This window comes from Bdellovibrionales bacterium (assembly GCA_016714165.1).
Classification (GTDB): domain Bacteria; phylum Bdellovibrionota; class Bdellovibrionia; order Bdellovibrionales; family UBA1609; genus JADJVA01.
In genome coordinates, this window is sequence record JADJNU010000002.1 from 1,110,907 (window position 1) to 1,130,529 (window position 19,623).

General features: G+C 43.4%; 18 protein-coding genes. 10 read left to right on the plus strand and 8 right to left on the minus strand.

Going from position 1 to position 19,623, the window contains the following annotated elements; all coding sequences use genetic code 11:
* Positions 1 to 176 precede the first annotated feature (176 nt).
* The 9 genes from dnaN to IPJ71_16695 are packed head-to-tail and all read left to right on the plus strand — an operon-like array spanning position 177 to position 9,815.
* Entirely contained in the window at positions 177 to 1,295 is a 1,119-nt protein-coding gene (gene dnaN, locus IPJ71_16655; protein MBK7845285.1) for a DNA polymerase III subunit beta, read from the plus strand.
* Between the two features lie 17 nt (positions 1,296 to 1,312).
* Positions 1,313 to 2,458, plus strand: a complete 1,146-nt coding sequence (gene recF, locus IPJ71_16660; protein ID MBK7845286.1) for a DNA replication and repair protein RecF — start codon at positions 1,313 to 1,315, stop codon at positions 2,456 to 2,458.
* A 10-nt stretch (positions 2,459 to 2,468) separates the two neighbouring features.
* Positions 2,469 to 4,919, plus strand: a complete 2,451-nt coding sequence (gyrB, locus tag IPJ71_16665; protein MBK7845287.1) for a DNA topoisomerase (ATP-hydrolyzing) subunit B — start codon at positions 2,469 to 2,471, stop codon at positions 4,917 to 4,919.
* Positions 4,920 to 4,931: 12 nt separating this feature from the next.
* Positions 4,932 to 7,382 (plus strand): DNA gyrase subunit A, encoded by a 2,451-nt coding sequence (gyrA, locus tag IPJ71_16670; protein MBK7845288.1) that lies wholly within the window; start codon positions 4,932 to 4,934, stop codon positions 7,380 to 7,382.
* Positions 7,363 to 8,196 carry a tetratricopeptide repeat protein gene (locus IPJ71_16675; protein ID MBK7845289.1) on the plus strand — a complete coding sequence of 278 codons (834 nt, stop codon included), beginning with the start codon at positions 7,363 to 7,365 and terminating at the stop codon, positions 8,194 to 8,196. Before gyrA ends, IPJ71_16675 begins: the two co-directional genes overlap by 20 nt.
* 9 nt (positions 8,197 to 8,205) lie before the next feature.
* The gene (locus IPJ71_16680) at positions 8,206 to 8,424 is read left to right on the plus strand and encodes an AtpZ/AtpI family protein (protein ID MBK7845290.1); all 219 of its coding nucleotides are present in this window, start codon (positions 8,206 to 8,208) and stop codon (positions 8,422 to 8,424) included.
* Positions 8,424 to 8,792 carry a hypothetical protein gene (locus IPJ71_16685; protein ID MBK7845291.1) on the plus strand — a complete coding sequence of 123 codons (369 nt, stop codon included), beginning with the start codon at positions 8,424 to 8,426 and terminating at the stop codon, positions 8,790 to 8,792. The genes IPJ71_16680 and IPJ71_16685 overlap by 1 nt, the downstream gene beginning before the upstream one ends.
* Complete coding sequence (atpB, locus tag IPJ71_16690) at positions 8,792 to 9,484, plus strand: F0F1 ATP synthase subunit A (protein ID MBK7845292.1); 693 nt, start codon at positions 8,792 to 8,794, stop codon at positions 9,482 to 9,484. Before IPJ71_16685 ends, atpB begins: the two co-directional genes overlap by 1 nt.
* 19 nt (positions 9,485 to 9,503) lie before the next feature.
* Positions 9,504 to 9,815 carry an ATP synthase F0 subunit C gene (locus tag IPJ71_16695; protein ID MBK7845293.1) on the plus strand — a complete coding sequence of 104 codons (312 nt, stop codon included), beginning with the start codon at positions 9,504 to 9,506 and terminating at the stop codon, positions 9,813 to 9,815.
* 139 nt (positions 9,816 to 9,954) lie between these two features.
* Here IPJ71_16695 and IPJ71_16700 read toward each other — a convergent pair whose 3' ends face one another.
* Positions 9,955 to 10,377, minus strand: a complete 423-nt coding sequence (locus IPJ71_16700) for a response regulator (GenBank protein ID MBK7845294.1) — start codon at positions 10,375 to 10,377, stop codon at positions 9,955 to 9,957.
* 378 nt (positions 10,378 to 10,755) lie between these two features.
* Here IPJ71_16700 and IPJ71_16705 point away from each other — a divergent pair, with 378 nt between their 5' ends.
* Entirely contained in the window at positions 10,756 to 12,732 is a 1,977-nt protein-coding gene (locus tag IPJ71_16705; protein MBK7845295.1) for a hypothetical protein, read from the plus strand.
* 75 nt (positions 12,733 to 12,807) lie between these two features.
* Here IPJ71_16705 and IPJ71_16710 read toward each other — a convergent pair whose 3' ends face one another.
* Genes IPJ71_16710 through IPJ71_16740 form a run of 7 tightly spaced genes read right to left on the minus strand, consistent with a single transcriptional unit; the run spans position 12,808 to position 19,620 of the window.
* Positions 12,808 to 14,178, minus strand: a complete 1,371-nt coding sequence (locus IPJ71_16710) for a phosphomannomutase/phosphoglucomutase (GenBank protein MBK7845296.1) — start codon at positions 14,176 to 14,178, stop codon at positions 12,808 to 12,810.
* 11 nt (positions 14,179 to 14,189) lie between these two features.
* The gene (locus IPJ71_16715; protein MBK7845297.1) at positions 14,190 to 15,167 is read right to left on the minus strand and encodes a 4-hydroxythreonine-4-phosphate dehydrogenase PdxA; all 978 of its coding nucleotides are present in this window, start codon (positions 15,165 to 15,167) and stop codon (positions 14,190 to 14,192) included.
* 8 nt (positions 15,168 to 15,175) lie between these two features.
* The gene (locus IPJ71_16720; GenBank protein ID MBK7845298.1) at positions 15,176 to 16,138 is read right to left on the minus strand and encodes a peptidylprolyl isomerase; all 963 of its coding nucleotides are present in this window, start codon (positions 16,136 to 16,138) and stop codon (positions 15,176 to 15,178) included.
* Between the two features lie 2 nt (positions 16,139 to 16,140).
* Positions 16,141 to 17,133, minus strand: a complete 993-nt coding sequence (locus tag IPJ71_16725; protein ID MBK7845299.1) for a peptidyl-prolyl cis-trans isomerase — start codon at positions 17,131 to 17,133, stop codon at positions 16,141 to 16,143.
* Positions 17,130 to 17,948, minus strand: coding sequence for a peptidylprolyl isomerase (locus IPJ71_16730; protein MBK7845300.1), 819 nt, complete (start codon positions 17,946 to 17,948; stop codon positions 17,130 to 17,132). The genes IPJ71_16725 and IPJ71_16730 overlap by 4 nt, the downstream gene beginning before the upstream one ends.
* Positions 17,949 to 17,999: 51 nt before the next feature.
* Positions 18,000 to 18,647 (minus strand): lysophospholipid acyltransferase family protein, encoded by a 648-nt coding sequence (locus tag IPJ71_16735; protein ID MBK7845301.1) that lies wholly within the window; start codon positions 18,645 to 18,647, stop codon positions 18,000 to 18,002.
* 7 nt (positions 18,648 to 18,654) lie between these two features.
* On the minus strand, positions 18,655 to 19,620 hold the full coding sequence (locus tag IPJ71_16740; GenBank protein MBK7845302.1) for an electron transfer flavoprotein subunit alpha/FixB family protein: 966 nt from the start codon (positions 19,618 to 19,620) through the stop codon (positions 18,655 to 18,657).
* Positions 19,621 to 19,623 lie beyond the last annotated feature (3 nt).

A 19,623-nucleotide genomic window follows, 5' to 3' on the forward strand; every position in this document is an offset into this window, starting at 1 on the left:
AAAACTATCAACAAAAATTGGGCTTTTTTACCCAGATAGTGTTAGGTACTTATCCACGGGGAAACATAAATGTTCTCAGGGTTTTAGGTCGTAAAATGAGTTATTAACAGCCCTACTATTACTACTGTTATTAATTTATTATAATTAGATAATAGTTAATGAGAGGATTGAGGCATATGAAGTTGCAAATAGAACAATCCGTTTTTTTGACTCTTCTTTCTAGAACGCAAAACATTGTTGAGAAGCGCAACACCATGCCTATCTTGATAAATGTTTTATTGGACGCCGAGGGAAGCAGTTTGAGGATTTATGCAACTGACCTAGAGGTCAGCTTGACGGACCAAGTATCCGCCTTGATAGAGACTCCAGGAAAGGTAGCAGTCAACGCAAAGAGCCTTTTTGATATTTTAAAGGAAATCCCAAGCGGCACTATTGAAATTGAAAAGAGAGATAATAATTGGCTACATATTCGGCAGAACCAAATTGAATCCAACATTGTTGGGATAAGCCCCGATGAATACCCAGTATTCCCAAGTTTTTCCACAGAGTCGTTCATTAAGTTGGATTCGGCAGTTCTTTCTGAAATGATTGAAAAGACGATCTATAGTGTTTCTAACGACGAGACCCGATATCATCTGAACGGGGTCTATTTTCATCCCTATAAAGAAGGTGGCAAGCGAGGGTTTAGAATGGTTGCCACAGATGGTCATAGACTCAGTTTAATTGAGCGAAAATCCGGAGAAGAAGGGGATCGTCTTGGAGAGATAGGAATCATCATTCCGAGAAAAGGCCTCAATGAAATTCGTAAGCTTCTTGATCAGGTAGATAGGCCTATAGAAATGGCAATAGACGGAGCTCAACTGATAGTAAGGAGTGGCACGACCGTTTTGATGATTAGGCTCGTTGAAGGAAAGTATCCGAATTATCAACAGCTTATTCCACGGGATCTCACTCAACAGATGTCGGTCAACAGAACGGCGCTTCTCTCTTCACTTAAAAGGGTGTCGTTGTTCTCAAATCAGAAATCAAAAGGTGTTACATTGAGTTTGAGCAAAAATCGCATGGAGATTTCCTCAAACAGTCCTGAATTGGGGGACGCCAAAGAGACAATTGACGTCGATTACACAGGTAGGGATCTCCGTATCGCCTTCAACGCAAAGTACATTCTCGATGTATTAAATAGCATGCATGAGGAAACGGTTCAGATGCAGTTTAACGATCAGCTATCGCCTGGCTTGGTTCGCCCTATTAACGACGATAGTTACACATGTGTCGTCATGCCAATGCGGATTTAGATAATGATGATAGTGAGATGATCATTAATCGGTTGCGGGCCACGAATTTTCGTAATTATTCTGAACTCGACGTTTCGTTAAATCCAGGCGTGAATATACTTCTTGGCGAAAATGGCCAAGGGAAAACGAATTTTCTCGAAGCAATTTTTGTAACTGCGAAGGGATCCTCTTTTAGGCCGGGGATATCCACAAGCTGGATACGCACAGGCAATAATATTGGGGCTTCTGTTGTCGCCTATATGAAAAAACAAAACAATTTCAGCCATGAGCTTAAACTTTATTTGGAGGCTAACAGGAAAGTATTTTTCGTTGACAACAAGAAAACATCCCGATCAAAGATATTGAGGGATTTCCCTTGTGTTCTTTTTAGTCCAGAAAGTCTTTCTGTCGTAAAAGGCGGACCTGAAGCGAGACGAGAACTGATCGATGATTTTCTGATCTCGCGCACGCCGAGCGCCCTCGATTTCATGGAGGCATTTGGGAGAGTGTTGCGTTCAAGAAATAGGTTGCTCAGGGACGCAAAGAGGGGGCTCCTAACAAATAAATTGGAAATCAATCAAGTTCTGGATTCTCTTGAACCAAAATTTATCGAGACGGCCATTCAATTTACTGAGGCTCGTTTAACTGCGATTCGCGCAATTCAGCCGGACCTCAACGAAATGCTAAAACGATTGTTTCCACTTCCAGGCAATGAGGATATATCGGTGGACTATCTGATCAGTGGTGAATCTGCTCAGAACTGGAACACAGAGCAAATCAAACAGGCCATCGAATGCAGATTGAAATCTTTACGCTATGCCGAGCTCGAATCAGGGGTGTCCCTGGTGGGACCCCAAAAACACGACATCCGGTTTCTGTTTTCGGGTCAAGATGCAAGGTATTTTTGTTCACAAGGTCAACAAAGAGCCATAATTTTATCTTTCAAGATGGCTCAAATCATGTATCATTACAGGGTTCACCGCGAATACCCAATTTTATTACTGGATGATGTTTTATCTGAGTTAGATCAGGAGAGAAGGACCAATCTTATTGAAGCTCTGAAAAGTATAGAATCTCAAATTATCGTGACGACCACAGATCTATCTTTTTCTAGAGATTTTGGCGGTAGTGATTTGATGGTTTATCGGGTTGCAAAGGGAACGATATTAGAATCTCGTTTTTGAGTTGAAGGGAATGACAGTGTCGGAACAGGGACAGATAGTTGGTGAGAAGGCAAAAGCCGGCGTCTACGATGTCAGCTCTATTCAGATTTTAGAAGGACTTGAGGCCGTTCGCAAACGACCGGGGATGTACATTGGCGATACAACGGCTCGAGGTTATCATCATTTGGTTTATGAGGTTATTGATAATTCCGTTGATGAGGCCTTAGCTGGTTTCTGCAAATCAATAAAAGTTATCGTTCATGTGGATGATTCTGTAACGATTGAAGATGATGGAAGAGGAATCCCAATTGATACCCACAAAGACGGGAGATCTGCTCTTGAAGTCGTGATGACGGTCCTTCATGCGGGTGGCAAATTCAATTCTGACAGCTATAAAGTCTCAGGTGGGTTGCACGGAGTAGGAGCCTCAGTTGTTAATGCGCTTTCAAGCCGGTGTACGGTTGAAGTCAAGCGTGAAGGACATATCTGGAGGCAATCATTTCAAAAGGGTATTCCAAATGGGCCTCTTGAAAAGGTGGGAGATTCTGACAGGACCGGGACTAAAACCACGTTTAAACCTGATCGAGAAATCTTTAAGGATGAGACGATCGTTTTTGATTTGAGCATTCTGTCTAAAAGGTTTCGCGAGCTTGCATTTTTAAACGCGGGACTCCTGATACACCTTCTAGATGAAAGAACAGGTAAGGCTTACGATTTTCAGTACCATGACGGACTTGTTCAATTTATCCGGTATATGAATGAAACCAAAAAGCCCTTGCACCCCGAAGTTGTACACTTTAAGGGAGAAAAAGACGGAGTAGAAGCCGAAATAGCCATGCAATGGAATGATTCATATTCTGAATCTGTGTATAGCTATTGTAACAACATCAATACGATTGAAGGAGGAACTCATCTTTTTGGATTTAGGGGTGCGCTAACACGGACTGCAAATGCCTATGCCACTCAAAAGAATCTTCTTAAAGACCTCAAAGAAAATCTGGAAGGGGAGGATATTCGCGAGGGACTGACGGCCGTCGTGAGCGTGAAGGTGAAGGAACCACAGTTCGAAGGCCAAACAAAGACAAAACTGGGAAATAGCGAAGTCAAAGGGATCGTCGAATCACTCGTTAACGATAAATTGGCGGATTGGTTTGATCGTAATCCAGCTACGGCAAAAAATATCATAGGCAAGTGCGTAGAGTCGGCACGAGCTCGCTTGGCTGCAAGGAAAGCCAGAGACCTTGCCAGACGGAAAACGGCCTTAGATGGCGGTTCTTTGCCAGGAAAAATGGCGGATTGTCAAGAAAGGGACCCTGCCTTATGCGAGCTGTATTTGGTAGAGGGAGATTCTGCGGGGGGGTCTGCTAAACAGGCCAGAGATCGAAGGACTCAGGCTGTTTTGCCTCTGCGTGGAAAGATCTTGAATGTTGAAAAAGCCCGTTTTGATAAAATGCTTTCAAATGAAGAAATCAAAATGATGATTTCAGCTCTTGGTGCTGGTATTGGGCGTGATCACTCCAATATTGATAAATTGCGATATCACAAAATCATTATTATGACGGATGCGGATGTCGATGGGTCACACATTCGAACTTTGTTACTGACCTTCTTTTATCGTCAGCTTCCGCAACTCGTTGAGCGTGGTCATGTTTATATAGCCCAACCCCCTCTTTATCGCGTCAAGAAGGGTCAGAGTGAAACCTACCTCAAAGACGATAGAGCTCTGACGGAGCATTTATTGAAATCTTCTTTGTCTGGTATTAATATTAAGAATTTGGCCACAGGAACTACAGAGGATAAACTTAAGGCTTTTATTCTTAAGATTCATAAGTGGGATGTTTTGGTTAAAACATTGGCTTCCAAATATGATCGCGAAGTTCTAATTCATTTTTTGAAACAGAGCAAAGATCTCACTGATATCTTAAAATCAGAGGAAGACCTGAAAAACATTTTTGCAGATTTTCAAAGAATATCTAAAGAGGATAAAAGCCTTGGAATCACAGAAAGTTCTCTCGTTGTAACTAAGGACGAATTCTACAGTGGAAATCGAGCTCTTATAGAAACTGTTAAATTTGGACATAGGTTTGCTTCCTCTTTTTCTCTGGAAACTTCCGAATCACCGGAGTGGACGGAACTAAAAGACCTTTGGGGCGATCTCATTTCAACAGTTAAACTGCCGATAGAATTGAAAGTTAATAGCCATGACCATCTTTTTGGCGATTATACTGCATTTTACGATTTTGTTATGGAAGAGAGTAAAAAAGGTAGCTATGTTCAGCGCTATAAGGGATTGGGAGAAATGAATCCTGAACAACTGTGGGAAACAACCCTTAATCCTGAGTTTCGTTTGCTTTTGAGGGTAACAATTGATGATGCCATGGCGGCTGATGAAACTTTCAGTATTTTGATGGGTGATCAGGTTGAACCAAGACGTAAGTTCATTGAAGACAATGCTTTGCTCGCGCGTGAATTGGACGTGTAGAAAAGGTCCATTATGATGGAAAAAACAGATTTCAAGAACGTGACTGATGTTGATATTAACCGCGAAATGCGGGAGGCCTACCTTCAATACTCAATGAGTGTGATTGTCGGGAGGGCGTTGCCGGACGTTCGAGATGGCCTCAAGCCTGTTCATCGCCGGATCTTGTTTTCTATGCATGAGTTGGGCAATACCCATGACAAGGCATACAAGAAATCTGCCCGTGTTGTGGGGGATGTAATTGGTAAGTACCACCCTCATGGTGATATGGCTGTATATGATACGATCGTGAGGATGGCCCAGTCATTTTCCTTACGTGAGCCTCTTGTCGATGGACAGGGTAACTTCGGTTCGATCGATGGAGATGCTGCTGCGGCTCCGCGATACACAGAGATTCGAATGACGGCTCTGACCGAAGAATTATTGGAAGACATCGAGAAGGAGACGGTAGCTTTCGGTCCCAACTATGACGATTCTTTGGTTGTGCCTTTGGTGCTGCCAGCTAAATTTCCAAATCTTTTGATCAACGGCAGCTCGGGTATTGCGGTGGGAATGGCAACGAACATTCCCCCTCACAATCTTTCTGAAGTAGTGGATGGCTGTATTGCTCTTATTAAAGAACCAACAATTAAGACGGATGACTTAATTAAAATTATTCCGGGTCCCGACTTTCCAACGTCCGGAGTTATTGCGGGAACGCAGGGGATTCTTTCCGCTTATAAAAAGGGCCGAGGTGTCATCACTCTCAAAGCTGTTGCAGATATTGAAGTAAAAAAGGATCGAGAGGAAATCATAGTTACAGAGATTCCTTATCAAGTGAACAAGGCAAGGCTTATAGAGAGCATTGCGGATTTGGTTAAGGATAAGAGAGTTGAAGGCATTTCAGACATTCGCGATGAATCTTCTCGTGAAGGGATGAGGATCGTTATTCAGCTGAAGAGAAATGAGAACGCCCAAGTTATTCTCAATCGTCTTTACAAATTCACTCAATTGCAAGTCAGTTATGGCATTATTATGTTGGCCCTTGATTCTAGGTTGCAGCCTAAGGTTTATAGCCTCAAGGGAATGTTAGAAGACTTTGTTGAGCATCGTAAGGATGTGGTGACCAGGCGATGTATATTTGAATTAAAAAAGGTTGAGGCAAGGGCGCATATTCTCGAAGGCTTAGGCAAGGCTCTTGATGAGATTGAGGCGGTCATTCAAACGATTCGATCTTCGAAAGAAGCCGGAGTGGCTCGTCAAAACTTAATTGCCAAATTTGGCTTTTCAGATAAGCAGGCTCAAGCCATCTTGGAAATGCGCCTTCAGCGCCTGACGGGCCTTGAAAGGCAGAAAATTCTTGATGAATTGGATGAAATCGTTAAGCGCATTGCTTGGCTTCGGCAGGTTTTGGGCAACGTATCGGAGATATTTGCGATCATCATTCAAGAGCTTGAAGACATTAAAAAGCGATTTGGTTCTCCGCGAAGGACAAGGATTGAGGCTTCGGAAGGAGAAATCGAAGATGAAGATCTGATTGCTGAAGAGGAAATGATCGTAACAATTACTCATACGGGCTATATCAAGCGTATTGCTATTGATGAATATCGCGTGCAGAGGCGTGGCGGAAAAGGATTAAAAGGAGCTGAAAATCGCGAAGAGGACTTTGTTTGGAGAATTTTTACAGCATCTACTCTGACAACCTTACTTGTTTTTAGCGATCGCGGAAAGCTTTATTGGTTGAAAGTGCATCGTTTGCCCCTCGGGTCTCGCACCTCAAAGGGAAAGGCGATTAACAATGTTGTGAACCTTTCGCCAGGCGAACAAGTCAGAGCGATTCTACCAGTAGCCGAATTTGCTGAGAATAGCTTTGTTGTGATGTTAACTGAAAACGGAATTATTAAGAAAACATCTCTTTCGGCTTTCTCGCGACCGCGACCTAGTGGGATTATCGCTCTCACGACAGATTTGGATGATATTGTGATAGAGACCAAAATTAGCACTGGCAGCAATGATATTTTTATTGTCACCAAGGAAGGCATGTCGATCCGTTTTGACGAATCGGATGTTCGCGCAATGGGACGCTCTGCTCGAGGCGTAAAAGGAATCACTTTAGGCAAAGAGGACAAAGTAATAGGTGCCGAAGTCATTGAAAAGGCTGCCCAGGAGACGATCCTGATTGTGACGAAGGGTGGCTATGGGAAGCGGACGCCATTGTCAGAATACAGAACGCAGAGCCGTGGTGGAGTTGGGGTGATTACTCAGAAAATAACAGAAAAGGTGGGTCCCGTTGTAGCAGCGAGATCAATTACTGACCAGGATGAAATTATTATTTCTACGAATGAGGGTCAGGCCATTCGTATGAAGGCCACAGATATCTCAGTTCTTGGTCGCAACACACAGGGAGTGAGGCTCATCGACCTTAAGGATCAAGAGTATGTGACTGGTTTCGCCATAGTGACCGAAGATGATAGAGAAACAGAATAATCTTTTCCGCCAGAAATTTATTTTTGCACTTTTGGGGTCATTGGTCGCTTTTTCTGGATGTCGATACAGCATTCAGACCGTAGAATATAAGCGGGCCGAGCAGGCCATTGAAGAGCAAAAATTCGCGGAGGCCCTTGTTCATTATGAGAAGGTTGTTGTAGCCAAACCAAAAACCGCGATGGCTCTCGAAGCTGCTCGTCGTGGGGCCAGAATTGCTCACTTAGAAACAAATGAATTTCAAAAGGCAATCGCGTTTTATCGACATTTAGTTCTTTATTCGCTAGATGAAATTGAAAGAACGGAAGCCCAGAAAAAAATCGCATCTGTTTATTTTGAAAAGCTGTCAGACTATTCGAACTCAATTAAGGAATATAGTCGTTTGGTTCAACTGCCTCATTCTCAAGCTGAAGATCTTGAGTACCGATTTTCAATTGCGAAATCTTATTTTTATCTCAGTAACTTTTATCAGGCAGCAATTGAGATGAAGGAGATTCTGGATAGAGTTAAAGATAAGAATTCTCGATTTGAGTATCTTGCCTTTCAGGGCAACATCTTTTTAACTACTAAAAAATTGGATGAAGCGATTGAGATTTTCAGATTCATCATGGAGCAATATCCGGAAGAATCGATGAAGGAAAATGTTCCAATTAGTTTAGCGGTAACATATGAAGAAAAAGGAGATTTCAAGGAAGCAATACAGGTCCTCGAAAAGATTAGGAAGGTACATCCTTCCCCCGAGTTTCTGGAACTTAGAATAAAACGCCTGAGAGAAAGAGTTCTCAATCAACCCGGAGCACGGGGCCTTACAAAGTAGGACGTTATTATGCAAAAAAATAAGGGAATCATCTTTGCAGGTCTTGGATTTGAACTCGTTGGGGTGGTTCTTGCCTGTCTTTATATAGGTCAGCTAATAGATAAAATTTACGGATGGGGTGGCCTTGGAGTCGCTTTGATGATAGTGCTCGGCACAGCTGGATGGTTTTTCCATCTTATTATTTTGCTCAAGCGTTTTATGAAAAACGACTGCAATACCAAGGAATAATGTTGGTCCTCAAGACTCTTGCTCTACAAACCTTATCAACTCTTATTGCTATTTCAGGGGTAGTGATATTTGACGTGTCGCACAAAATCCCCTCGGTTATTCTTGGCTCAGGTGTCATGTTGTTTTGTTGGATCATGCTCATGTGGTCATGGTCAGAGATAATTCAAAAAAAATCAATTGCATTAGGCGTCAGTATCATTGTAATCAAGTACGCAATTTTAGGGCTAATTCTCTTCCTCGTTGTGACCAATAATAAATGTGACATAGCGGGCTTCTTGGTTGGTATTTCAACGACCGTAGTTACGGCAATTGGGTATGCAGCTAGTGAAAAGAGCCCTGGTGTATTCAAACGGAAATTGGGATATTAATGGTACATTTCAATTGGACACAATTAATTCCAGGAGTCGGCCACCATTTTATTCATGTGGCGACCGTACTTCTTGCAAGCGTGCTTATGTTTTTAATAGCTGTAGCGGCCCGTATTGCATTAGGCTCAGGGGAGAAGGCGATTGCACCGGCAGGCAGTTTCTCTTTGAAGGGTTTTTTTGAAATCATTCATGAGTTTGTTGTAGGTCTATCTGAAACGGTCATTGGTCATGACGGCAAGAAGTTTGCCCCAATGTTTGCGACAATTTTCTTTTTTATCTTGATTAACAATCTGCTTGGTCTGGTTCCTGGGATGACTCCTGCAACAGACAATTTAAATACCACGATTGCGATCGGATTATTTTCATTCTGTGCCTATAATTATTATGGATTTAAGGAACATGGGATTGCTTATCTGAAGCAATTTCTGGGTCCTGTGATATTTATGGCTCCCCTCATGTTGCTCATTGAGTTGATATCCCACTTTGTTCGCCCCCTTAGCTTGGGCTTGCGTCTTTACGGAAATATGGTCGGTGATCATACAGTCTTATCTATTTTTCTCAGTCTTGCTGGATACTATTTTGTGCCAGTGATTTTTTATTTTTTAGGCATCTTTGTCTGTTTCATGCAGGCTTTTGTTTTTATGATGTTAACGATGATTTATGTGTCCATGGCGATTTCCCATGACCACTAACTACAAGGGAGTAAGGTAAATGAAAAAGGCGATCTTTTTGGCAGCTCTATTTGGTGCAGTTTCAGCGTTTGCTCAAGAGGCAGCAGTAGCGGCAGCTTCAGCGAGCAACACGGGATGGTATGCGCTTGGCGCCAGCTTAGCGATTGGACTGGCGGCCTTCGGTGGAGCCTTCGCACAAGGTAGGATTGGCGCGTCTGCAATGGATGGTATTGCCCGCAATCCCCAGGCTCAGTCAAATATGTTTGTTTCAATGATCATTGGCTTGGTTCTCATTGAGTCTCTTGTCATCTATTCATTGGTTATTGCATTTATGTTGGTTGGAAAAATTTAGATAAGAAATAAAAGTTGGGAGCGTTCGAGAATTGTAATGCCCTCCATTCTTACTTTATTTAAAAAAGCTGCGTACCCGCAGCTTTTTTTTAAGGAGGCAAATGAATCTTCAACCTCGTTGAGCATTGCATCTGGAAACTTCAGTTAGATTGAGCTGCCTTCAGGTAGCCTTGGACGGATTCAACAAGATCATATATTCCCGAAGGCTTATGAATAATTCCGGCAGCTTTGCATTTTGGAACATGATCACTTCCAGTAAGAAAAATAACGGGAATGGTCTTTGCCAATTCGGGCCTGCAGTTCTCAAGAATGTCGAAGAAATCTTGGCCCGTCATATCTCCCAAATAATAATCAATTAGAATGATGTCGGGTTTTTTCATTTGGGAAAGGGTGGACAGTGCCTCTGTGCCACTTTGTGCTGTTGAAACACAAAAGCCCCCCATTTCAAGAATAGATTGTTCGAGGAACAACAAGTCTGGGCTATCATCAACCAGAAGTACTTTTTGCTTTAACGAAGAAGGATGCTTGGTCTCAGACAAAACGCATTTTTCAAACAAAATCAAATTTTCACCCTCCATCGGTCTGGGAAAAACTGGGAGGCGGGCACATTATAGACGACCAAACCATCATAAGTCGAGTAAAAAAACATGATATGTCGTTACGATGTCCTTAGTGCGATTTTGCACCGCTGAATTTATACATGCTAAGTATCTGATATCTAAGGAAATTATTAGCATCTCCAGGAATGATAAAAGCTACCATTATGACAGATAGCTTTGGAAAGGTTAATAATCATCGCCAGTCAGACTTTGGTCAAATTCAATTTTCTAGACTTCTCGGGCATTTATGGGTCGTGACGTATTTCTTTAGGGCTATTTTGCCGATATATAGGATGGTGTCACAGCAATGTCCATATCCGTCGAGATAGTATAAGAGGATAAATGTCAGACGAAAAGAACACTGCGCCAAAACCCTCAAACATCGATCAGAATGAAGATCTAGATTCTTCATCAGGGAAGGCACCAACTACAGATTATCAGAACGAAATTCTGGCGGAGTATGGCATATCAAGTTTGTCTGAAATTGATAGCATTAAGCTCTCAATTCTAATCATAGCCAAAAGTAAAAGCCAAATGGAGCCGGCCGGGCTGTTTCTTTCACGTCGGGGTTGGCCAACGGTGGTGACGTCTTCGATGTCGGAGGCGATCAATACGATGGTGAGTAGGAAACCAAAGTTTGTATTGATCTCTGCCAATCATCCGAACCCGAAGATTGCAAAACTTCCTGCGGTTCTAGGCCAGGCCTTTAACACAAGAAGCATCGGATTCGTTGAGAAGGGGGATGGAATTAGCCAAGGGCTTCTCAATAGCATGAAGACTACATTAAAGTTCTTCGGCCAGCTCAGCGGTCCTAGTATACATCGGCAGATAAAAAAAGTAATTCTTGATGAGGTTGAGTCGGCCAAGGACCGCGGTAATGCTTCCCGTGAAAATGAATCTATTGGGGGACAAGATCAGATTAGAGTTATGGGAGAGACAAAGGGTGGAGACGATACCTTTATCCAATCTGGTGGCCAATCAAGAACGGTTGGGCCCGGTCTGTTAAAAGGGAGTGCCCCATCAGATGTAGCGAGTTTGCTCAAAATGTTTGGAGAGAACTCCTCTGACGAAGTAGAGGATGACAACGTCGATCAAGAAGGGGACCCCGGGCATCTCAACTCGGATCCTGCGGATTCTGCTGAATCCCTCGTCTATCAAGAATCAGGAAGGGGTGGGGCTAGATCTAAGACGATTAAAGCGCAGTCTGGATCAGCCAGAGCATCCGCTTTGTCGCCCGAGAAGGAACGAGGAAGGCCTTCTGATACGTCAGAAAAGACTGATTCAAAACAAACGAATTCTGGTTCGGATATAGATAGGGCGTTGGACCTCGAATCGTCGCCGAAAACAGGATCTGGAGCAGCTCATTCGAATAATCCAAACGGACAAGATATTCCAACCGATTCTCAGGTTAGCTCGGCAAGCGCTGGGTCCTTTTTAAACTCAACTTCTGGAACTTCCGATTCTCCAAATTCATCACGTCAGGGTGATACTCAAGGCTCTAAGGGTTCCCCTTCCAGCAGACCTTCACCTTCCGTTTCAACTCATTCTGAGGTTTATGTTGGAAAGGGGCATGGACCATCGAATGCTTCAGAAGGACTTCCGGAAACGGGAGCCCATGATTTAAAATCTCAGGAATCTCTTGGCTTGGCAAAGGCCATCAAAAAATCTCTTGAAGAAGTTTGCAGAGAGAACAACTCTCAGACAAATTACCTCGTAAAAGTTGAGAATCTGGGTGTGATTCCCTATATTTCAGCGAATAAGAAGGGCTTTGTAGCTGTAACTTGGGCTGAACCCATGCCAGAAAAAAATCGGGTATTTCTTGAGGCTTTCAAGTATTCGCTCCTGAATTTTTTGGCGGTGGAGGGCGTTGAAGCCTCTTTGGATCATGAATTCCTGATGGCTATTCCAAGCATTGATTTCATGGCATGGGCAAGGAATACGGGGGACATGCTTGTCGTGAGGGAGCATGAGGGCGTTGAAGTTGGAGTATCGTTTTTTGAGGGTATTCCTGATAGTTCTGCAAAGCCCCCGATTGAGAATCAAATGGTTAAAATTGATATCGTGAATATCCTTCCAGAAAAATCTGTGTGCTTTAAGGCCTACCTAAAAATGGAGTTAAATAACAAATATATTGTATATTTGGCCGAAGGTCGGAAGATTTCTGAAAAACAGAAAAAGAGACTCATAGAAAATTCAGTTAAATTTCTTCACATCAGAGATGAAGATTTCGAAAAATTCAGAAAGTACCAAAACGAAGTTGAAATTTCGAGCCTATTAAAGGATTTCACCACTGACCTCAACAAAAAGAAATCAGCATAAGTTCAAATAAAATCAAGGAGCAGAGCCGCCAACTGAGTCCCAGCGGTCGATGAATAAAACCCTTGCCAATAAATTCTATAGCAAGGGGTTAACAATATCTTCAAACTCTTTCTGGATGGTCTCCAAATGCGGCTGTGAACTTGCTTCAAACCGAAGGACAAGAACGGGTTGGGTGTTTGATGCCCTTGCCAATGCCCAACCAAATGGATAGCTGACCCGAATTCCGTCGATGAGGTTGACTGAGACATCTTTTCTGGGGACGGCAAAACTTTGTTTCAATTTTTCTACGATCAAATGCTTCTTTTCCTCTGTTGTATCAATGCGAATTTCGGGAGTATTAAAGGCCAGGGGAAAATCTGCCAAGAGCTCATCAATATTTTTTCCGGTTTCACCGAGTATTTCCAGAATGCGTAGTCCGGCGTAGAGAGCGTCGTCAAACCCATAATTTCGATCCGCAAAAAAGATGTGGCCGCTCAATTCTCCACCGAACGGGGCTCCTTCCACTTTGATTTTTTCCTTAATGAGTGAATGGCCAGTTTTCCACATAATGGGGTGGCCACCATGTTTAGAAATATCGGTAAAGAGACGGTCTGAGCATTTCACATCACCAATTATTTTTAAACCCGGCTTTTTTGACAAAATAGACCTACTAATCAGAACCATCAGTTCATCGCCGTAATACATGCGTCCATTATGTCCGACAACTCCAATCCGGTCGGCATCGCCATCGAACCCTATTCCTAGAACGGCCTGGCTTTTCTTAACAGCCTGAACAAGATCTAAAAGATTTTCTTCGACGGTTGGATCAGGATGGTGATTAGGAAAGGTACCGTCTGGCGTTTCAAACAATATTTGAGGGCGCAATCCCACGGCTTCGTACAAACGTCGTAAAACAGTGCCAGCGGCCCCATTTCCGCAGTCGACAACAAAAGGAATGTTTTTTAACTGGCCAAATTCCTTCTTATATCTCTCGATATATTCGGGAATAATGTCATATTGTCTCTCAGATCCATCACCTGTAACAAAATCAGCCTTCTTAATGATTTCTTCAAGCTTCTTAATTTTGTCACCAAAGATCGTAGACTTTCCAATTGAAATCTTGAAGCCATTGTACTCGGGAGGATTATGACTGCCAGTAACCATAATCGCACCATTTACTCCAGGCACGTTAAAGGTCGAAAAATAAGTGATGGGACTCGTCACAGACCCCAATAATAAAACTTCTGCGCCACTCTCTGCCATCCCTCTGGAAAGTTCGCGGACCAATTCTGGACTGCTCAGCCGAGCATCTTGGCCAATACAGATCTTGGCTCGTTTAACGCCACATTCCTTGATTAGATAACTGACGTAGGCTCGGCCGAGGGCACGCGCAAACTGGCTATCGTAGTCTTTTCCTACAACTCCACGTATATCATACTCACGAAAAATCACAGAATTCATTAGCATGGTAGGACTCCTTAAATAATGAGAGATGGTCTATCAGCCGCTTGCTTGGCTAACATGATGGCCCACTGGATGGCCTCTCTCATAGAGTTGGGGTTTGCCTTATTTTTTCCAAATATATTCTTTGCCGTTCCATGGTCCACGCTCGTTCTAACAAACGGAAGTCCCATAGTGATATGTACGCCGGATTTTTGCCCGTGGACCATTTTAAATGGGATCAGTCCCTGATCGTGATAGGGACACACGAAAACACTGTACTTGCGCCAGTTTTCCTCAAAAAAGGCAGCATCTGGAACGAGAGGGCCTTCAATAGGAATTTTATGGCGGCGAGCATCCTTGATGGCCGATTGAAAAAAGAAATCTTCTTCGTTACCAATAATTCCACCTTCGCCGGCATGAGGGTTGAGGCCAACAAGTCCTAAAGGCCTTTCCCTTTTAGAACCGCTGATGAGTTTGCGAAGGCGATTGGCGGCAGAGATTGCCTGACTGAGTAGCTCATTGTTCAATTGGTCAGGAACTTCCTTGAGGGGAATATGGCCGGTGACAAGCAGAACATTGAATCGCTTTCCAACAAATGCCATAAAAAGGTGTTTGGCATCGGAAACCTTTCTCAGAATTTCGGTGTGTCCAATGAGATCATATCCAGCATTCACAATCTCCACTTTTGAAAGTGGAGCAGTGGCTATAGCGTCAACATGACCAAACAAACTTCCTTTCGCAGAGAGCTCGACCCAGGCAGGAGGGCGGAGGTTGGAACAAATATCCACAATATCTTTGTGACTTCCCGGTGCCACGCGAAGGGCCTCTGGCCATGTGGCCACTCGAATTCTTGAAAATTGAGAATCAATGAGTCTTAGATGTTTGGTTGGACAACGAGGAGAGCGCCAAAAAATAAAGTGAATACCTTTTTGAGGTTTCAGTTTTGTGAGGGCCTTGGCAGTGATTTCAGTTCCAATACCGTCGCTGTCCCCAGTCGTTATAACAATCTTGATGGGTCGATTCACGAAGGGTTAACCCGAATGAAGGCATCTTTGCGTTTTGCATCTAGCCATTGCCTAAGTCCACTTTTAAAGGCTTGCGTAAATAAAATTCCCCGAATCTCGTCCTTCTTTGCCTCGAATTTCGGGTTGGTGACCACAGTTTTTTTCGTCACTTGAACAATATGATATCCAACCTTTGTTTTAATGATTCCAGTAATATCGTTAACTGCAAGTCCCTTCACTGCGGCTTCAATTTCAGGCAACATCTCGCCCGCCTTGAAAGTACCTAGGAAGCCTCCCTGGGTAAAATTTGGATCTTCGCTGAATTGACCGGCAAGTTTATCAAATGAGACAGTGCCAGACTTCAGTTTATCAATGATCATCTGGGCATTGTCTCTGGCTACTTTCTCTCCCTTTTTTGTAAGAAATAGAATGTGTGATAAGGTGTATCCATATACATTGGCATTTTTATCGCCCATATGATTCACATAATATGAAATAATGTCATCTTCAGAAATCTTAATTTTTGAGCTGACTTCCTTTTCAATGAGCGACTGACGTTCCAGCGTTGTTTGAATAAATTCCTGATAGTCAGAAAAGTTAACTCCCTTCTCTGTGAGAGCGACCTTTAAATTCTCTCGTGATATTCCATTTCGGCGTGAAATAGAACGGATCTCCTGCTCAACCTTCTCAATTGGAACTTCAAGACCCTGACTCTTAACTTCCGAATCTAGAAGTCGTTCATCTATGAGGTGGTTGATCAGAGCCTTGCGATCAGAAAGTAGCGCCGCCTTGTCGCTAATTCTCAGTACAGCGTCGTCTATGAGACCCCCGGTATTTAATTTATTCCTGTAAGAATCAAGATCCGTTTGGATAATTATCTCATCATTTACGACAGCCAAAATCCTTTCAATTACCCGGGCGTTCGCTAAATACAAATTGGCCCCGAAAATAAAAGCTGTGACTGCAATCACTCTTCCCATTTTTATTCATCCTTCGTTTCAACTGATAGGGCTCTTATCAACTCTTGATCCTTAAAAACGCGGGAGGATCTCAACCTCTCTTCTAGCCAGGCCGAGTAAACTTGCTGTTCAGCCTTTTCGGCAAGGCGCCGTTTTATTCTATCCTCGGTCGCCTTTAAGCTTTCTAATGCTGCTCGTCTTTTATCAACAACCTCAAAAATATGGTAGCCATAAGGGCTTTTTACGACCTCACTTTTTTGACCCACGCGCATTGAGAACGCCGCGTCAAAAATATCAAGGGTTCCCTTTGCAATCCACCCGATGTCTCCACCGTTTTCGGCCTCCGGGGCAATTGAAAAACTTATCGCGAGGTCTTTGATGGAACGACCCCGGCGAACCTCATCATAGATACGTTTGGCATTGCTTTCAGAGTCAAGCACAATTTGGCGCAAATGAACTCGTTCCTGGCTCTGGAATTCGTCTTTATGAGTGTCGTAAAAACTCTTTATTTCGGCCTCTGTGGGAGGAGACATACCCTTCTTGATTTCACTCAGTACTTTTTTTTGTAGGAGGCTGAACTTAATTTTTTCTTGCCAATAATCGAAGGTGGTACCTTCATTGCTGAGAGATCTTCGAAAGGCGAGATCATCTGGGTACTGACCGCGGATAAATTTAACTTCGGATTCAAGTTCTTCAGTATTGACATATATTTTGTTTTTTGTTGCCCAATCTCTGGTTAATGTCTCGATTATGAAATCATTTACGACTTGATCTTTAGCATGCTGCAAGACTCGTACTTCCTTGACTCTAATTGCATCGAAATCCCTTAATCGCAAAGCCAGACGTTCTGCGAACTCCTTGGTGGAAAGAGATTGTTCATTGACTCTAACTATAGGTCTGTCCGTGATTTCAGATTTTCTATTGAAACATCCACTAAGGAAGATCGCAATCGCAAAAAAACCTGCTGCTTTCATCGTTGGATGGAGGATCCTAATTACCCGAACACATTGAATCATTTCAAGTTTTTAACTAGTTTCGGATTTGATTCGATTTTATATTTCTTTTTGATATTTGCAAAGTACTCGTCAAAAATGGCCTTTCTCTTCTCATCAAATGTGGCGGCTCGAAGGTGCTGCTTGTTGGCATTTTGAAAACGCCCACGTTCGTTGAGTTTTAAAATATGAAAACCGTACCGTGTTTCCACCAAACCTTTTATTTCTCCCGGGGTCATCTTCACAACTGTATCATAAATTGGAGGAAGTAGAGTGACCTTAGATTGAAAGCCAATATCACCGCCATTTTCCTTACTTATCGAGTCGTCAGAATAGAGTTTAACAAGTTCTTCAAATGGGCGCTTGCTTGCTTTCACTTCACGGAGAATCTCTTTTCCGTGTTTCCGGGCCTCTTCCTTTTCCTTTTCTGTGGCGGTGGGCTTAAATTCAATGAGAATATGGCTAATTCTGAAATCAGGATTTTTCTTGTACTGAGCTTTCATTTCATCTTCGGTAACTTTGATGGCTTTGACCTTATCACCGATGGCCTTTTCAATGAGAACTTTGTAAAGTTCCTGGTTGATTCGCTCCAACACAATTGGATCGTTGCGAAGCCCCTTCGATTCGGCCTCCTGTACTCCGATTTCGTAACGAATGAGGTCCTCTAAAAACAACTCTGGCGGAGGCGGATTAATAGTCTGTTTTTTAATCTCATCATACTTGGCGTTGAAGTCTTGAGTGGTGATGGTTTTCTTGCCGACTTTGGCCACGACATCAGCGCTTGCCTTGAATCCCAAACAAAATAAAACAAGGGACAAAACAAACCGCTTTCGAAGCATAGACCAACCTCTTTCAACTTAGTTTCCCAGGTAAAAACGCTAGCACTCGTCCTATGGCACCGCAATGAATTTAAGAGCTTGCTGTTTTGCATTATCAAGGGATAGAGAAAGCCGCTCTGCCAATTCAGAGGACCGAGGGTCTGCTCGTTTGCTCACTGGCCCAAGGGGCTCACCAAATATGATGGTGATTCGCGAAAATGGACAGGGCAAAATCGCTTTATTCCAAGATTTTTTGAAAACAAAAACACTTGTGCAGAAGACTCCAACTGGAAAAATGGGTGCATCAAGAAGTCTTGAAATCTCAAAAACACCGCTCTTGACCTGGTGCAATGGGCCTTTGGGGCCATCAACGGCCATTGAAATGGGTCTTCCTGTTTTTCCCAACCGCAAGAGTCCCTTCAGGGCGACAATACCGCCTCGGGTGGAAGATCCCCTGGAGGTGACACCACCAAGACGGCGAATAACATAATCAATTATTTGTCCATCGGAACTTGTCGAGGTCATCGTTGCCAAATGGAGGCGGCTAACCAGATGCAACACGGCCAATTCGTCTCCGTGCCAATGGGCAAGCAGAGTTGGCAACCCAGCCTCTCTTCGGCCTACAAAGAGAGGATCTTCTATAACACGAACCCTCCATGTCACTGACAGAAGGCGGTAAAGGATCGAGGCCAGGCGGGAAAGGAGAACTGTTCTAAACACCAAGGAGCTAACTCAGTGTCCGTTTGAATTCTGCAGTCAGTAAGGGAACGACTTCAAAAAGATCGCCCACAATTCCAAAAGTTGCCTTTTGAAAAATGGGAGCTTCGGGATCCTTGTTGATCGCAACTATCACTTTGCTGCTCATGATACCCGCCATGTGTTGGATAGCTCCTGAAATACCCACAGCGATATAGAGGGAAGGATTTACTGTTTTTCCAGTTTGACCCACTTGCATCCCGTGAGGTACCCAGCCGGCATCGACCACCGCCCGAGAAGCGCCAACGGAGGCACCTAAGGTATCTGCGAGTGCCTCCAATAAAGAGAAATTTCCGGGCTCCTTCAGACCTCTTCCTCCAGAGACAATGATGTTGGCTTCAGTAAGGTCGAGTTTTTCTGAAGTTCCCATTACAACCTTTTTAACAAGAGTTTTCAAGTCAGACGAGGGCACTTTTATGGTTACGATCTCTCCTGTTTTCGTGACATCAGCTGCAAAAATAGGAAGCTGATTTTGCTTCATCAATACGAGTTTTGTCGTGCAGTTTTTGAAATTAACAGACGCCGAACATTTTCCAGAATAGAGAGGTCTTCGAACATGAAGGCCCCCATCTTTCAGATTCAATTCGGTGCAGTCAGACGTATAAGCAGAATCGGTACGAGCAGCAACCCGAGGGAAAAGATCTCGGGCCAACACAGAGGAAGAAGCGAGGACTAGTTCTGGTTTGTGCTCCGAAATAATTAGACTCAACAGGTTTGCATATATTTCCGAATTATAAAGTGCCAGATCTTTGCTGTCGCAAACGAGAGCCTTCTGAGCCCCATAGTGAAAGGTCTGAAATGCCACCGTCGGAGCTTCCGGTCCAAGTACCACAGAGACAACGTGGCGACCAGATTGGCTTGCGGCACCGAGTAGCTCGAGCGCACCCTTTTTTAGCTGCCCATGTTGGAATTCACAAAAGACGAATACTGACACGATTTA

Bases quoted from the DNA above. Each gene is read 5' to 3' on its own strand.
- IPJ71_16680 (MBK7845290.1), top strand. From the start codon at position 8,206: ATGCAAAAAAATAAGGGAATCATCTTTGCAGGTCTTGGATTTGAACTC.
- dnaN (MBK7845285.1), top strand. From the start codon at position 177: ATGAAGTTGCAAATAGAACAATCCGTTTTTTTGACTCTTCTTTCTAGA.
- IPJ71_16695 (MBK7845293.1), top strand. From the start codon at position 9,504: ATGAAAAAGGCGATCTTTTTGGCAGCTCTATTTGGTGCAGTTTCAGCG.
- IPJ71_16725 (MBK7845299.1), bottom strand. From the start codon at position 17,133: ATGATTCAATGTGTTCGGGTAATTAGGATCCTCCATCCAACGATGAAA.
- IPJ71_16720 (MBK7845298.1), bottom strand. From the start codon at position 16,138: ATGGGAAGAGTGATTGCAGTCACAGCTTTTATTTTCGGGGCCAATTTG.
- gyrB (MBK7845287.1), top strand. From the start codon at position 2,469: ATGACAGTGTCGGAACAGGGACAGATAGTTGGTGAGAAGGCAAAAGCC.
- IPJ71_16685 (MBK7845291.1), top strand. From the start codon at position 8,424: ATGTTGGTCCTCAAGACTCTTGCTCTACAAACCTTATCAACTCTTATT.
- IPJ71_16675 (MBK7845289.1), top strand. From the start codon at position 7,363: ATGATAGAGAAACAGAATAATCTTTTCCGCCAGAAATTTATTTTTGCA.
- IPJ71_16705 (MBK7845295.1), top strand. From the start codon at position 10,756: ATGTCAGACGAAAAGAACACTGCGCCAAAACCCTCAAACATCGATCAG.
- IPJ71_16710 (MBK7845296.1), bottom strand. From the start codon at position 14,178: ATGCTAATGAATTCTGTGATTTTTCGTGAGTATGATATACGTGGAGTT.
- recF (MBK7845286.1), top strand. From the start codon at position 1,313: ATGATCATTAATCGGTTGCGGGCCACGAATTTTCGTAATTATTCTGAA.
- IPJ71_16730 (MBK7845300.1), bottom strand. From the start codon at position 17,948: ATGCTTCGAAAGCGGTTTGTTTTGTCCCTTGTTTTATTTTGTTTGGGA.
- gyrA (MBK7845288.1), top strand. From the start codon at position 4,932: ATGATGGAAAAAACAGATTTCAAGAACGTGACTGATGTTGATATTAAC.
- atpB (MBK7845292.1), top strand. From the start codon at position 8,792: ATGGTACATTTCAATTGGACACAATTAATTCCAGGAGTCGGCCACCAT.